Here is a 14,230-nt window from a genome sequence, read left to right on the forward strand (position 1 = left end):
GTTGTTGTAAGTCATCAGCCATTAGTACCAGTCAGCTCCACACATTGCTGTGCTTCCACATCTGGCCTATCAACCCAGTCATCTACTGGGGGCCTCTCACACCCAAAGGGTGTATGGATATCTCATCTCGAAGCAGGCTTCCCGCTTAGATGCTTTCAGCGGTTATCCCTTCCCGACGTAGCCAACCAGCCATGCCCTTGGCAGAACAACTGGCACACCAGAGGTCAGTCCATCCCGGTCCTCTCGTACTAGGGACAGGACTTCTCAAATATCCAACGCGCGCAGCGGATAGGGACCGAACTGTCTCACGACGTTCTAAACCCAGCTCGCGTACCGCTTTAATAGGCGAACAGCCTAACCCTTGGGACCAACTCCAGCCCCAGGATGCGACGAGCCGACATCGAGGTGCCAAACCATGCCGTCGATATGAGCTCTTGGGCAAGATCAGCCTGTTATCCCCGGGGTACCTTTTATCCGTTGAGCGACACCCATTCCACAATGAGGTGCCGGATCACTAGTTCCTGCTTTCGCACCTGCCCGACATGTCTGTCTCGCAGTCAAGCTCCCTTGTGCACTTACACTCAACACCTGATTGCCAACCAGGCTGAGGGAACCTTTGAGCGCCTCCGTTACTCTTTAGGAGGCAACCGCCCCAGTTAAACTACCCATCAGACACTGTCCCTGATCCGGATCACGGACCGAGGTTAGGAATCCAGAACGACCAGAGTGGTATTTCAACAATGACTCCACACTCACTAGCGTGAATGCTTCCCAGTCTCCCACCTATCCTACACAAGCCGTCCCGAACACCAATATCAAACTATAGTAAAGGTCCCGGGGTCTTTCCGTCCTGCTGCGCGTAACGAGCATCTTTACTCGTAATGCAATTTCGCCGAGTTCGCGGTTGAGACAGTGGAGAAGTCGTTACGCCATTCGTGCAGGTCGGAACTTACCCGACAAGGAATTTCGCTACCTTAGGATGGTTATAGTTACCACCGCCGTTTACTGGGGCTTAAATTCTCAGCTTCGAACTCCGAAGAGCTCTAACCGGTCCTCTTAACCTTCCAGCACCGGGCAGGCGTCAGTCCGTATACAGCGTCTTACGACTTCGCACGGACCTGTGTTTTTAGTAAACAGTCGCTTCTCCCTGGTCTCTGCGGCCCTCACCGCTCTCACGGTTCGGGCCCCCCTTCTCCCGAAGTTACGGGGGCATTTTGCCGAGTTCCTTAACCACGATTCTCTCGAACGCCTCGGTATTCTCTACCTGATCACCTGAGTCGGTTTAGGGTACGGGCGACCGTATTCGTCACGCCGGAACTTTTCTTGGCAGTACAGGATCACTCACCTACGCCCATACGGGATCCCCATCACGTCTCACCCTCATGGCCCCAGCATTACCCGGGGCCGGGCTGCACGCTTAGACGGACTATTCCATTAAGTCCGCGGAAGCTACCTCTCTGCGTCATTCCTCGCGCTGACCTACTACAACCTTGGTTCCCAGCCTCACCACTCTCCACACCCCGAAGGGTATGGGAACAGCTCGGGTGGTTAGCATCGACTGCCTCGGTATGGGTCCTCCTACGATCGGTTCGGGAATATCAACCCGATGTCCATCGACTACGCCTGTCGGCCTCGCCTTAGGTCCCGACTAACCCAGGGCGGATAAACCTGGCCCTGGAACCCTTGATCAATCGGCGGACGGGTTTCTCACCCGTCTTTCGCTACTCATGCCTGCATTCTCACTCGTACAGCCTCCACCACTGGGTTCCCCCGCAGCTTCGCTGGCTGTACGACGCTCCCCTACCCACCCAGACACAAGGTCTGAGTGACACAGCTTCGGCGGTGTGCTTGAGCCCCGCTAAATTGTCGGCGCAGAATCACTTGACCAGTGAGCTATTACGCACTCTTTCAAGGGTGGCTGCTTCTAAGCCAACCTCCTGGTTGTCTCAGCAACTCCACATCCTTTTCCACTTAGCACACGCTTAGGGGCCTTAGCTGATGTTCTGGGCTGTTTCCCTCTCGACTATGAAGCTTATCCCCCACAGTCTCACTGCTGCGCTCTCACGTACCGGCATTCGGAGTTTGGCTAAGGTCAGTAACCCGGTGGGGCCCATCGCCTATCCAGTGCTCTACCTCCGGTACGAAACACGCAACGCTGCACCTAAATGCATTTCGGGGAGAACCAGCTATCACGAAGTTTGATTGGCCTTTCACCCCTATCCACAGGTCATCCCCTCCATTTTCAACTGAAGTGGGTTCGCGCCTCCACGCGGTCTTACCCGCGCTTCACACTGCCCATGGATAGATCACTTCGCTTCGGGTCTAGAGCCGGCGACTGAACGCCCCGTTCAGACTCGCTTTCGCTACGGCTACCCCACACGGGTTAACCTCGCCACCGACCACTAACTCGCAGGCTCATTCTTCAAAAGGCACGCCGTCACCCCAAAAGGCTCCGACGGATTGTAAGCGCACGGTTTCAGGTACTATTTCACTCCCCTCCCGGGGTGCTTTTCACCTTTCCCTCACGGTACTTGTCCGCTATCGGTCAAGAGGTAGTATTCAGGCTTACCAGGTGGTCCTGGCAGATTCACACCGGATTTCACGGCCCGGTGCTACTCGGGAACAGCATCACGCCATGCAGCAGTTTCGTCTACGGGGGTCACACCCTCTACGCCATCGCACTCAACACGACTTCGACTACCACTGCACGTCCACGCCGAACCGCCGGCAGACAGTTCTGATACGTCCCACAACCCCCGACCTGCAACCCCTGCCGGGTATCACACAGACCAGGTTTAGCCTCCTCCGCTTTCGCTCGCCACTACTCACGGAATCACTATTGTTTTCTCTTCCTGCGGGTACTGAGATGTTTCACTTCCCCGCGTTCCCTCCACACCACCTATACATTCAGTGATGGGTACCACGACATGACTCGTGGTGGGTTTCCCCATTCGGACATCCTCGGATCACAGCTAGGTTGTCAACTCCCCGAGGCTTAACGCAGACTCCCACGTCCTTCGTCGGCTCCTCTTGCCAAGGCATCCACCGTGCGCCCTTTAAAACTTACGGCAACACAAAGACTCTTCGCGCTCTACAAATATTGCTTACAAGATGCTCGCGTCCACTATGCAGTTCTCAAAAAACAACCCCACACCCACACCACCCCGCCACAGCGGCAGCGATGCAAGGGAGGACCAGCCACACACCCCAGAAAAGACCCACCCGAAGGTAGGCGTCGTCGGGGCCGCGTGCAGCCTCACAACCCAATAGCGTGTCTCCACCTCGAACCAGTCACACCACTCGTTCCAGACCCGAAGGCCGTACTGGAGCCGGTATGACCAGCGAAGTGCCCATTCATTGATGTTCCACCCTTGAGCAACCATCCCCACCACACTCGGGTGAGAAAATGGCCACCATAATTGGTGATGCTCCTTAGAAAGGAGGTGATCCAGCCGCACCTTCCGGTACGGCTACCTTGTTACGACTTAGTCCCAATCACCGATCCCACCTTCGACAGCTCCCTCACGAGGATGGGCCACTGGCTTCGGGTGTTACCGACTTTCGTGACTTGACGGGCGGTGTGTACAAGGCCCGGGAACGTATTCACCGCAGCGTTGCTGATCTGCGATTACTAGCGACTCCGACTTCATGGGGTCGAGTTGCAGACCCCAATCCGAACTGAGGCCGGCTTTTTGGGATTCGCTCCACCTCACAGTTTCGCAACCCATTGTACCGACCATTGTAGCATGCTTGAAGCCCAAGACATAAGGGGCATGATGATTTGACGTCGTCCCCACCTTCCTCCGAGTTGACCCCGGCAGTCTCCTATGAGTCCCCACCATCACGTGCTGGCAACATAGAACAAGGGTTGCGCTCGTTGCGGGACTTAACCCAACATCTCACGACACGAGCTGACGACAACCATGCACCACCTGTGCACCAGTCCGAAGAAAACCCCATCTCTGGAGCCGTCCGGTGCATGTCAAGCCTTGGTAAGGTTCTTCGCGTTGCATCGAATTAATCAGCATGCTCCGCCGCTTGTGCGGGCCCCCGTCAATTCCTTTGAGTTTTAGCCTTGCGGCCGTACTCCCCAGGCGGGGCACTTAATGCGTTAGCTACGACGCGGAGAACGTGGAATGTCCCCCACATCTAGTGCCCAACGTTTACGGCATGGACTACCAGGGTATCTAATCCTGTTCGCTACCCATGCTTTCGCTCCTCAGTGTCAGTAATGGCCCAGAGACCTGCCTTCGCCATCGGTGTTCTTCCTGATATCTGCGCATTTCACCGCTACACCAGGAGTTCCAGTCTCCCCTACCACACTCTAGCCTGCCCGTACCCACCGCACGCCCGAGGTTGAGCCTCGGGTTTTCACGGCAGACGCGACAAGCCACCTACGAGCTCTTTACGCCCAATAATTCCGGACAACGCTTGCGCCCTACGTATTACCGCGGCTGCTGGCACGTAGTTAGCCGGCGCTTCTTCTGCAGGTACCGTCACTTTCGCTTCTTCCCTACTGAAAGGGGTTTACAACCCGAAGGCCGTCATCCCCCACGCGGCGTCGCTGCATCAGGCTTTCGCCCATTGTGCAATATTCCCCACTGCTGCCTCCCGTAGGAGTCTGGGCCGTGTCTCAGTCCCAGTGTGGCCGGTCGCCCTCTCAGGCCGGCTACCCGTCATCGCCTTGGTGAGCCATTACCTCACCAACAAACTGATAGGCCGCGAGTCCATCCTTCACCGATAAATCTTTCCAGCACCCACCATGCGGCAGGAACTCATATCCGGTATTAGCCACGATTTCCCGAGGTTATCCCGAAGTGAAGGGCAGGTTACTCACGTGTTACTCACCCGTTCGCCACTAATCAGACAGGGCAAGCCCCGTCGTCATCGTTCGACTTGCATGTGTTAAGCACGCCGCCAGCGTTCGTCCTGAGCCAGGATCAAACTCTCCATGAAAAAACATGAAAAACAATATCCTGACAAAATAAACAAACAACCAGCAAATTAAACTGCTGTATCATCCGTATACTTGCCATTCAAACAAATGGCATCAATAAACAGACACGCTATTGAGATATCAAGCAACACGCGCACTCAGTGCTTCGAACCCTTCCGGGTCATCCGCTCCGAGGCAACTCCGCTAACTTACTGCGGCTCAGTTCTCCGAGTCAAATCCGTGCGGTGTGATCCGCGCCGCGATCCTCTCTCGGAAGACCAGTCATGCCTGGCCAGTGCGAGAATCTCGGTCCGGCACGCTGGCCGTTCCTGGTTCCCGTTGTCCGGGGCACGAGGAAGAACATTACGCACCCCCGACACCCCCGTCAAGCCAGAACGACCCTTTGGGACGTGTCCTCGACCACACCGCCGCAGGTTGGCTGTTCGTGCAGGTCACGACGCTGAACCGGGGTCGCGGGCCGCTCCGGGGTCGGCGCCGTCCGGGTCCTCATGAGACGGGCACGACACCGCGGTGGAGGGCGACGATCCCGCCGCTGAGATTCCGGTACTGGGTGCGTTCCATGCCGGTCTCTCGGAACCATCCGCGCAGCTCCTCCTGGTCCGGCCACTCGAGGATCGACTCGGCGAGGTACTCGTAGGCATCCACCGCGGTGGCGAACCGGCCGGCGACCGCCGGCAGCGCGCGCAGCAGGTACTTCTCGTAGACGGTGCGGAACGGTGCCCAGGCGGGGGTGGAGAACTCGCAGACCAGCACTCGTCCGCCCGGACGGACCACCCTCACCATCTCGGCCAGAGCCTGTCGCGGCTCATGCACGTTGCGCAGGCCGAAGGAGATGGACGCGGCGTCGAAGGAGCCCTCGGCGAACGGGAGGTGCTGCCCGTCGGCACCGACGAACGGGACCGGTGCCCCGCGCCGCCGACCCTCGCTCATCATGCCCAGGGAGAAGTCCGCGGCGACCACGCGGGCGCCGGCGCGGGCGATCGCGGCGGTCGAGGTGCCGGTGCCGGCCGCGAGGTCGAGGACCTGTGCATCGGGTTCGATCTCCAGCGCCTGGACCATGAGGTCGCGCCACATCCCGACCTGTCCCATCGCGGCGACGTCGTTCATCAGGTCGTAGCGCTTGGCGATGCCGTCGAACATCGTGGCGACGTCGTACGGCTGCTTCTCCAGATCAGCACGGCTCATGCTCTGATCCTCCCATGTCCGGTGAGCGCCCACGGACGGCTCTCGGCCGATCGGCGGTCCGCTGGAAGAATGGTCGCGGGCGTCCGTCCGGTCGGCGCCCTCGGCCCACCCATCATGAGGAGTCTCCGAATGACCGCAGCCCGCACCGCTCGCACCGATGCCCTCCGCGCCCTGACCATCCCCCAGCATCTGCTGCCCAGGGATGGTCGCTTCGGCTCCGGTCCCTCGCGCATCCGGTCGGAGCAGATGGACGCCCTGCGGTCCGTCTCGACCACGGTGATGGGCACCTCGCACCGCCAGGCGCCGGTGAAGGATCTCGTCGCTCGGGTGCGCGCGGGCCTCGCCGAGCTGTTCTCCCTGCCGGAGGGCTACGAGGTGGTGCTCGGCAACGGCGGGTCCACGGCCTTCTGGGACGTGGCTGTCTTCGGGCTGATCGAGCGCCGCTCGCAGCATCTCGTGCTGGGGGAGTTCTCCCAGAAGTTCGCCGCGGAGTCCGCTGGGGCACCCCACCTCGCCGAGCCCGAGGTCCTGCGTTCCGCGCCGGGATCCGTCCCGCAGCCGGTCGCCTCCGCCGAGGTCGACGCCTACGCCTGGCCGCACAACGAGACCTCGACCGGCGTGATGGTGCCGGTGCGGCGTCCCGAGGGCGCGGGAGCGGACCAGCTGGTGCTCGTGGATGCGACCTCGGTCGCGGGGGCGGCGAGCGTCGACATCACGCAGACCGACGCGTACTACTTCGCCCCGCAGAAGGCCTTCGCCTCCGACGGCGGGCTCTGGCTGAGCATCCTCTCCCCCGCCGCGATCGAGCGCGCCGAGCGGCTGGCGCAGGACACCTCGCGGTGGATCCCGTCCTTCCTCTCGCTCACCAGCGCGATCGACAACTCGCGGAAGAACCAGACCCTGAACACGCCTGCGGTCGCCACCTTGGTGCTGCTGGCCGAGCAGATCGAGTGGATGCTCGCGCAGGGCGGCCTGGCATGGGCCGATGAGCGCACGCGCACCACCAGCGGGATGCTGCAGGCCTGGGCCGCACGTCGCGAGGAGATCACACCGTTCGTCGCGGATCCGGCCGCGCGCTCCCAGGTGGTGACCACCGTGGACGTGGACGAGTCGATCGATGCCACGGCCATCACCTCGGTGCTGCGCGCCCACGGCGTGGTCGACATCGAGCCGTACCGGAAGCTCGGCCGCAACCAGCTGCGGATCGCGACCTTCCCCGCCGTCGGCGAGGAGGATGTGGCGGCGCTGATCACGGTGCTCGACCACCTGCTGGACAGCACCGCGGGCGCCTGAGGCGACCCCGGTCAGGGCCGGCCGGACTGCCACGGGACGCGGTCCGGCCATCCCTCCGCCGCTCGGCCGCGAGCAGTCAGTCCCGCGGTGGGATGAGCAGCTCGCGCAGCACCTCGGAGGCACCGCGCAGGGCAGCTCGCTGCGCGGGCGTGGCACCGTCGATCCGGTCGCGGAGCCAGGTGTGGCGGTGCTCCCGGCCCGCGAGCACCAGCTGCACGCCCTCCTCGGTGAGGGTGACCCTCACCTGGCGCCCGTCCACGGGGTGCGTGGCGCGGCGCACCAGACCGGCCCCTTCGAGCCGTCCGAGGCTCCGGGTCATCACCGGCGGGCTCACGTGCTCGAACTCCGCGAGCGCGCTCGGCGTCGACTCCCCCATCCGGTGGAGGTAGGCGAGGACCGAGAACTGCGGAGCGGAGACCTCCTCCGAGGCGGTGTGGGAGCGCAGGATCCGGGAGGAGACCAGCAGCACCCGCTGCAGCTCCGCGGCGAGCTCGGCCGCCTCCTCGCCCTCGGGCGCGGAACCGATCGGCTCCGTCGTCCCGTCCCCGGCGCCGTGCGAGCTCACAGCAGGACGCCCTCGATCGCCCCGCGCAGGAAGTACACGACGAACAGCAGCGCGATGAGGTACATCAGCCAGTGGACCTGGCGGGCCTTGCCGCGGACCACCCGGATGAGCACGTACATCACGAAGCCGGCGCCCATCCCGACGGTGATCGAGTAGGCGAAGGGCATCAGGATGATGGTGAGGAAGGCGGGCACCGCGACCTCGACGTCGGTGAAGTCGATATCGGTGATCTGGGTCATCATCAGGAAGCCCACCATGACCAGTGCCGGGGTCGCCGCCTCGTAGGGGACCATCGCGACCAGCGGCGAGAGGAAGGTCGAGAGCAGGAAGAGCGTGCCGACGACCACCGCGGCGAGCCCGGTCCGGGCGCCCTCGGCCACGCCCGAGGTGGATTCGACGAAGCTGGTGTTGGACGAGACGCCGCCGACGCCGCCCGCGATCGCGGCCACCGAGTCGACGACCAGGATGCGCTGGGAGCCCGGGATGTCGCCGCCCTCCTCGAGGAGGTCCGCGGCGGAGGCGACCCCGACCATCGTGCCCATCGTGTCGAAGAAGTCCGCCAGCAGCAGGGAGAAGACGATGACCGCGGCGCCGATGATGCCGGCGGCCGTGATGCCGCCGATCGGGTCGACCGTGAAGAGCGTGGCGAAGTCGGGCAGCTGGACCGGGGACCCCGTGATCGCCGGGACGTTCATCGCCCAGCCGCCGGGGTTGCCGGGATCCGTGCCGTCCGCCGGGGCAAAGGCGCCGAGGTGCAGCACTCGCTCGATGACCAGCGAGAGCACGGTCGCGCTGACGATCGCGATGAGGATCGCTCCCGGCACCTTGCGGATCCACAGCACCAGCATCAGCAGCAGCCCGGCGACGAACACGACGGTGGGCCAGCCGGTCAGCGAGCCGTCGTGGCCCAGCTGCACGGGCGTCCCGGCGGCGGTGGTCACGAACTTCGCGTTGAACAGCCCGAGGAAGGCGATGAACAGGCCGATGCCCACGGCGATGGCGGTCTTGAGGAACGGTGGGACCGCGTTGAAGACTGCCCTGCGGAAGCCGCTGAGCACCAGCACCAGGATGACCACGCCTTCGAGCAGCACCATGCCCATCGCCCCGCCCCAGGTCATGCCCGGCAGGGAGACCACGGAATAGGCGAGGTAGGCGTTGAGCCCGAGTCCGGCGGCGAGCGCGAGGGGGAACTTCGCCCAGGCTCCCATCGCCAGGCTCAGCAGACCGGCGATCAGCGCCGTGCCGGCGGCGACGGCGGGCAGGTTCGGCTCTGTGCCCCCGCCCAGATACATCCCGGTGGAATCCGGGACCGTCCCGATGATCAGCGGGTTCAGCACCACGATGTAGCACATCGAGAAGAAGGTGACGAGACCGCCGCGGATCTCCCGGCCCACCGTGGAGCCCCGCTCGGAGATCGCGAAGAAGCGGTCCAGTCCCGACCGGGGCGAGGTGTCGACCGCCGTGGGGAGCGTGGACGGGGAGGAGGGGTCGGCCGGCTGCATGGGAGAGATCGTATCCGCCCTCGGCGCCGGACACCCTGCGATGTCCGGGAGGTGCGCGGGCCCGCCCGGGCTCAGCCCAGGGCCAGGAGCGGGTGCTCTGCCTCGAGCCGTCGCGAGTAGCGGTAGTAGTCCGCGAGCTCGAGCTTCGAGGCGGCCGCCTCGTCGACCACCACGGTCACGTCCGGGTGCATCTGCAGCGCGGTCGCGGGCCAGCGGGCGCTGATCGCGCCCTCGGCGAGCTGGGCGACGGCCTCGGCCTTGCCCGCACCCGTGGCGGTCAGCACGATCCGTCGCGCCTCGAGGATGGTGCCCAGCCCCTGGCTGAGCGCACGGACCGGGACGTCGTCCGCGGTGTCGAAGTAGCGGGCGTTGTCCTCGATGGTGGAGCGTGCGAGGCCGATCACCCGGGTGCGGGAGCCGAGCGAGCTGCCGGGCTCGTTGAAGGCGATGTGGCCGTTGGAGCCGATGCCGAGGATCTGCAGGTCCACTCCCCCTGCCTCGCGCAGCCGGCGGTCGTAGGACGCCGCTTCGGAGACCGGATCGGCCGAGGCGCCGTCCGGGGAGACGACGGCGGCGTCGTCGATGTCGATGTGCGACGTGAAGTTCTCGCGGATGAAGTGGTGGTAGCTCTGCTCGTGACCGGCGGGCAGACCGATGTACTCATCGAGCAGGAAGGCGCGGCTGCGGGCGAAGGAGAGCCCCTCCTCGCGGTGGCGACGGATCAGCTCGGCATAGGCGGGGACCGGGGAGGAGCCGGTGGCCAGGCCCAGGACCGTGCCCGACTCCCCGGCCTCCTGCAGCGTGCGGACGAAGACATCCGCGACGACCTCCGCGCCCCTCTCGGCGTTCTGGACGATGTGGATCTCCATGCGGTCCTGCCCTTCTGCCCCGGTGCCGCGCCACGGCGCACCGTTGATCGTTCCCGCGTGTTCTCGCGTGCATCCGAGCATACCTGGTCATACACGTCGGCCCCGGGTGTGCGTCGGCACGTGAGACGGTCGACTCCTCACGCCGTGCGTGCGACGCACGAACGACGCACGAACACTGCCGCACAGCTCGTGTGCGGCAGCGTTCGCGTCACCGGGTCGGGTGCTCCGGCTCAGGCAGGAGAACCCGCTCGGCTCACTTCTTCTTGCCGGTGTTCGCGGCGTACTCGAAGGCCGCGCGCGGGGTCTGGGCCTCCGGGATGCCGATGATGTCGCGGCGCGAGATCAGGTTGGTCGCCCAGCCCGCGATCACGGAGGCCTTGCGGCCGAGGGTCGGCATCGCGTACACGTGGTACGAACGGGCCAGCACCCAGGCCGGCAGACCACGGACGTCGATCTCCTTCTCGCCCAGCTGCAGCAGAGCCACGCCCTTGTACATGCCGAGGGTGGCCATCACGCCGAGGTTGCGGTGGTAGTAGTCCACCAGCGGGCGGCCCTGGACGGAGCGCGCGATGTTGTCGGCCACGCGCTTGGCCTGACGGACCGCGTGCTGGGCATTCGGCGGGCAGAACTTGCCCTCGCCCGAGGCGAGGTCCGGCACGGCGGCGCAGTCACCGGCGGCGAAGACGTTGTCCAGCGGGCCCTCGGCGCCGTTGACTCGGAGGTCCGCGAGCGACTCGAGCTTGCCCATCAGCGGGCCGCGCTCGGTGACGATCGGGAGATCGGAGACCTCCGAGTCGGCGAGCACCGGGGCCGGCTTCACGCCGGCGTTCCAGACCAGCAGGTCGGACTCGAACTCATCGCCGTCGCTGGTCTTGATCACGCCGTTCTCGGCGGAGTTGAGGAAGGTCTCGAGCTTGACCTCGATGCCGCGCTCACGCAGCTGGTTCAGCACGTAGGCGCGCTGGTCCTCGGCGAGCTCGGGGAAGATGAACGGTGCGCCGTCGACGAGCACGAAACGGATGTCCGAGGCGTGGAGGTCGGGGTAGTAGCGCAGCGCATCGCGGACCAGGTCCTCGGTCTCGGCGACGGCCTCGCCGCCGGCGAAGCCGCCACCGATGAAGGTGAAGGTGAGCAGACGCTTGCGGACCGCCGGATCCTTGGTGGTCGCGGCCTCGGCGAGGTTGGCGAGGATGCGGTCGCGCACTGCGGTCGCCTCCTCGATCTGCTTGAAGCCGATCGCGTTCTCCGCGAGGCCGGGGATGGGCAGCAGACGGGGGACGGCGCCGAGGCCGACCACCAGGTAGTCGTAGGCGATCTCGAGCTGCTCGTCCTCCTCGAGGTCCACCACCACGGTGTTCTCGGTGCTGCGGATCGCGGAGACCGAACCGGTGACGACCTTGGCCCCGGGCAGGACCTTGCGCAGCGGCGCGAGGACGTTGCGCGGGTCGATGCTGCCGGCGCCGACCTCGGGGAGGAACGGCGCGTACGTCATGTACGGACGCGGGTCGACGACGGTGATCGCGACCTCCGCACCGAGGGTCTTGCGCAGCTCGGATGCCGTCGTCAAGCCGACGGAACCGCCTCCGAGGATGAGGACATGGGGCTTGCCGCCGAAAGTATTAGTCATATCTACAGAGTAGAACCGCGGAGGCTCGGACACAAAAGCGACCGCCCGGCGAACAGGTCGAGGTCAGGGCACTCGGTCCAGCAGATCCAGGGCGATCCCGTCGAGGATGTCATGCTCGCTGGTGCGTGCGGACGTGAGCGTCCCGGCCCCCGCGACACGGTCGGCGATGCGCGACCAGATCAGGGCACCGGCGCCGATGACATCCACGCGACCTGGATGGATGACCGTCCGCCGGGCGCGTTCGGCGCGGGTCTCGGTGAGCAGCGTGCGGCAGATGTCGCCCAGTCCATCGATCGTCAGGGACGCCCCGTGCGTGACGTCGGGACGATAGTCCTGGATCCCGGCCGCCACGGCAGTGACGGTCGTCACCGTTCCGGCGACGCCGACCAGCGAGGTCGCCTGGTCCAGGGGCACCTCGACGGCGGCCCGGTCCAGGAGGGCGTCGATCTCGACGGTGGCCGCGCCGATCTCGGCCGCAGTGGGCGGATCGGTGAGCAGATGGCGCTCGGTCAGGCGCACCGAGCCCATGTCCATGCTGATCCGGTGGGTCGGCGCCGCCTCGCCGAGCACCAGCTCGGTGGAGCCCCCGCCGATGTCCACGACCAGTCGCGGCCCCGCGGGCAGATCCGCGATGGTGCTGACGGCCCCGCGGAAGGAGAGCGCCGCCTCCTCGCCTCCGCTGATCACCTCGGGCACGATCCCGAGGATCTCGTGGATGCCCTCGATGAAGAGGTCACGGTTGGCGGCGTCACGGGTCGCGGAGGTGGCGACGAAGCGGATGTCCTGGGTGGCCACGCCATGGTGCTGGATCAGTGCGCGGTAGCGACGGGCGGCCTCCAGCGTCCGCTCGACGGCGACCGGGTCGAAGCGTCCGGTGCGGTCCACGCCCAGTCCGAGCCGGACCATCTCCAGCCGCCGCTCCAGGTCGACGAGAGCCCCGGAGGCCTCGTCCCGGCGAGCGATGAGCAGGCGGATCGAGTTGGTGCCGCAGTCGATCGCGGCGACGGGGGCGCTCATCGGGTCTCCTCCCCGTCCTCGCAGCGGCAGAGCAGCTCGGGCAGCGCTCCGTCGACCAGGAGCAGCACCTCGTCGGCGATCGGATTGGTCCCGGGCCCCTCGGCGAGGGCCTGACCGGCGAGGGCGTGCAGGCACTTCACCCGGGTGGGCATGCCGCCGGCGCTGACGTGTCGGACCTCCTGGGCATCACCGATCTCCGCGCGGCGGGCGAGATAGCGCTCATGCGCACCGCGGTAGGCGGAGGCGAGCGCGGGATCCTGCTCCACCCGCTCGGTGAGCTGGGCCATCAGGCCGGTCGCCTCCAGGCGCGAGATCTCCAGCGTGAGCCACGGGAGGGTCAGGTAGAGCGAGGTGGGGAACGGGGTGCCGTCCTCGAGCCGCGGGGAGGTGCGGACCACGGCGGGTCGACCGCAGCTGCAGCGCCGGGCGATCGAGATGACGCCGCGCATCTCCCGTCCGAGCTGCGCGCGCATCACCTCGTGGTCCCGTGCGGTGGCCGGGGACTCGAAGGGAAGAGGGGGAAGGGTGCTCACTGGTCGGTGTCCTGATCGGTGGTGTCGGCGGGGTCCTGCTCGGAGACGTCGTCGTCGGTCGACCCCGTCTCGTCGGGGATGTCCTCGGGGGTGAGCCGGCTGGAGCCCTCCACGCTCTCCCAGAGCACGGAGAACCACTCCCCCTCCTTCGCGGCCTCCTCGGCCTGCTCGGCCTCGGTGAGGGGGACGTCGTGCCCGGAGGTGTCGGTGAGCCGGTACTGGGTCTCCCCCGGCATCGCGAACAGCAGCCGCTCGCGGGCACGGGCGGCGACGTAGGTGGGGTCCTCCCAGCGGGCCACCTGCTCGCGCAGCGCCTCGACCTGCTGCTCCTGCCGGGAGACCTGCGCCTGCAGCTCGGAGAGCTTCTGCCGCTGGGCGACATAGGTGTTGACCGTGGGCACCAGCGCGGCCAGGGCGATCACGACCAGGGCCACCAGCGCGAGAGTGCGCCGGGTGATGGTGATGCCGGGGCCGTCCTCCTCCGTCGCGCCGGGCGGGGTCGCGGCGGGCCGGGAGGCCGCGGCGGGTCCTCGCGTGCGCGAGGCCCTGGAGGCCCCGCCCCGCGGGGTGCCGGCGGCCGGTCGCGAGGTGGTCCGTGCCCCGGAGCGCCTGCCCCCGGACGCAGGGACCGGGCGCCTCGTCGATCGCGGGGCGCCCGGTCGTCTGCTGCTCATGGCACGAG

At 65.5% G+C, this 14,230-nt stretch carries 9 protein-coding genes and 2 rRNA genes; 1 reads left to right on the plus strand and 10 read right to left on the minus strand.

The genetic code is table 11. The features are described from left to right. Positions 1-2 precede the first annotated feature (2 nt). The 3 genes from CFK38_RS12785 to CFK38_RS12795 form a co-directional block, all read right to left on the minus strand. Positions 3-3,069: ribosomal RNA gene (locus CFK38_RS12785) — 23S ribosomal RNA — on the minus strand. A 367-nt stretch (positions 3,070-3,436) separates the two neighbouring features. Further along, positions 3,437-4,956 (minus strand): 16S ribosomal RNA (locus CFK38_RS12790). The 16S and 23S rRNA genes sit together here, the layout of an rRNA operon. Positions 4,957-5,443: 487 nt before the next feature. Continuing rightward, entirely contained in the window at positions 5,444-6,142 is a 699-nt protein-coding gene (locus tag CFK38_RS12795) for a demethylmenaquinone methyltransferase (protein WP_096803412.1), read from the minus strand. Positions 6,143-6,271: 129 nt separating this feature from the next. Here CFK38_RS12795 and serC point away from each other — a divergent pair, with 129 nt between their 5' ends. Next, positions 6,272-7,435: a phosphoserine transaminase gene (serC, locus tag CFK38_RS12800; protein ID WP_096803413.1), complete on the plus strand. Its 1,164-nt coding sequence runs from the start codon at positions 6,272-6,274 to the stop codon at positions 7,433-7,435. A 76-nt stretch (positions 7,436-7,511) separates the two neighbouring features. Here serC and CFK38_RS12805 read toward each other — a convergent pair whose 3' ends face one another. The 7 genes from CFK38_RS12805 to CFK38_RS12835 form a co-directional block, all read right to left on the minus strand. Beyond that, a complete protein-coding gene (locus CFK38_RS12805; protein ID WP_096803414.1) occupies positions 7,512-8,000 on the minus strand; it encodes a MarR family winged helix-turn-helix transcriptional regulator in 489 nt (162 codons plus the stop codon). Next, on the minus strand, positions 7,997-9,502 hold the full coding sequence (locus tag CFK38_RS12810; protein ID WP_096803415.1) for an NCS2 family permease: 1,506 nt from the start codon (positions 9,500-9,502) through the stop codon (positions 7,997-7,999). Before CFK38_RS12810 ends, CFK38_RS12805 begins: the two co-directional genes overlap by 4 nt. A 71-nt stretch (positions 9,503-9,573) precedes the next feature. Beyond that, entirely contained in the window at positions 9,574-10,371 is a 798-nt protein-coding gene (nagB, locus tag CFK38_RS12815; RefSeq protein WP_096803416.1) for a glucosamine-6-phosphate deaminase, read from the minus strand. A 253-nt stretch (positions 10,372-10,624) separates the two neighbouring features. Beyond that, positions 10,625-11,998, minus strand: coding sequence for an NAD(P)/FAD-dependent oxidoreductase (locus CFK38_RS12820; RefSeq protein ID WP_096803417.1), 1,374 nt, complete (start codon positions 11,996-11,998; stop codon positions 10,625-10,627). 63 nt (positions 11,999-12,061) lie between these two features. After that, positions 12,062-13,015 carry a Ppx/GppA phosphatase family protein gene (locus tag CFK38_RS12825; protein WP_096803418.1) on the minus strand — a complete coding sequence of 318 codons (954 nt, stop codon included), beginning with the start codon at positions 13,013-13,015 and terminating at the stop codon, positions 12,062-12,064. Further along, a complete protein-coding gene (locus tag CFK38_RS12830; protein WP_096803419.1) occupies positions 13,012-13,548 on the minus strand; it encodes a DUF501 domain-containing protein in 537 nt (178 codons plus the stop codon). The genes CFK38_RS12825 and CFK38_RS12830 overlap by 4 nt, the downstream gene beginning before the upstream one ends. After that, entirely contained in the window at positions 13,545-14,222 is a 678-nt protein-coding gene (locus tag CFK38_RS12835; protein WP_157773487.1) for an FtsB family cell division protein, read from the minus strand. The genes CFK38_RS12830 and CFK38_RS12835 overlap by 4 nt, the downstream gene beginning before the upstream one ends. Between the last annotated feature and the right edge of the window lie 8 nt (positions 14,223-14,230).

It is taken from the genome of Brachybacterium vulturis, assembly GCF_002407185.1.
Taxonomy (GTDB): Bacteria; Actinomycetota; Actinomycetes; order Actinomycetales; family Dermabacteraceae; genus Brachybacterium; species Brachybacterium vulturis.

Bases quoted from the DNA above. Each gene is read 5' to 3' on its own strand.
- CFK38_RS12795 (WP_096803412.1), bottom strand. From the start codon at position 6,142: ATGAGCCGTGCTGATCTGGAGAAGCAGCCGTACGACGTCGCCACGATG.
- serC (WP_096803413.1), top strand. From the start codon at position 6,272: ATGACCGCAGCCCGCACCGCTCGCACCGATGCCCTCCGCGCCCTGACC.
- CFK38_RS12810 (WP_096803415.1), bottom strand. From the start codon at position 9,502: ATGCAGCCGGCCGACCCCTCCTCCCCGTCCACGCTCCCCACGGCGGTC.
- nagB (WP_096803416.1), bottom strand. From the start codon at position 10,371: ATGGAGATCCACATCGTCCAGAACGCCGAGAGGGGCGCGGAGGTCGTC.
- CFK38_RS12820 (WP_096803417.1), bottom strand. From the start codon at position 11,998: ATGACTAATACTTTCGGCGGCAAGCCCCATGTCCTCATCCTCGGAGGC.
- CFK38_RS12825 (WP_096803418.1), bottom strand. From the start codon at position 13,015: ATGAGCGCCCCCGTCGCCGCGATCGACTGCGGCACCAACTCGATCCGC.
- CFK38_RS12835 (WP_157773487.1), bottom strand. From the start codon at position 14,222: ATGAGCAGCAGACGACCGGGCGCCCCGCGATCGACGAGGCGCCCGGTC.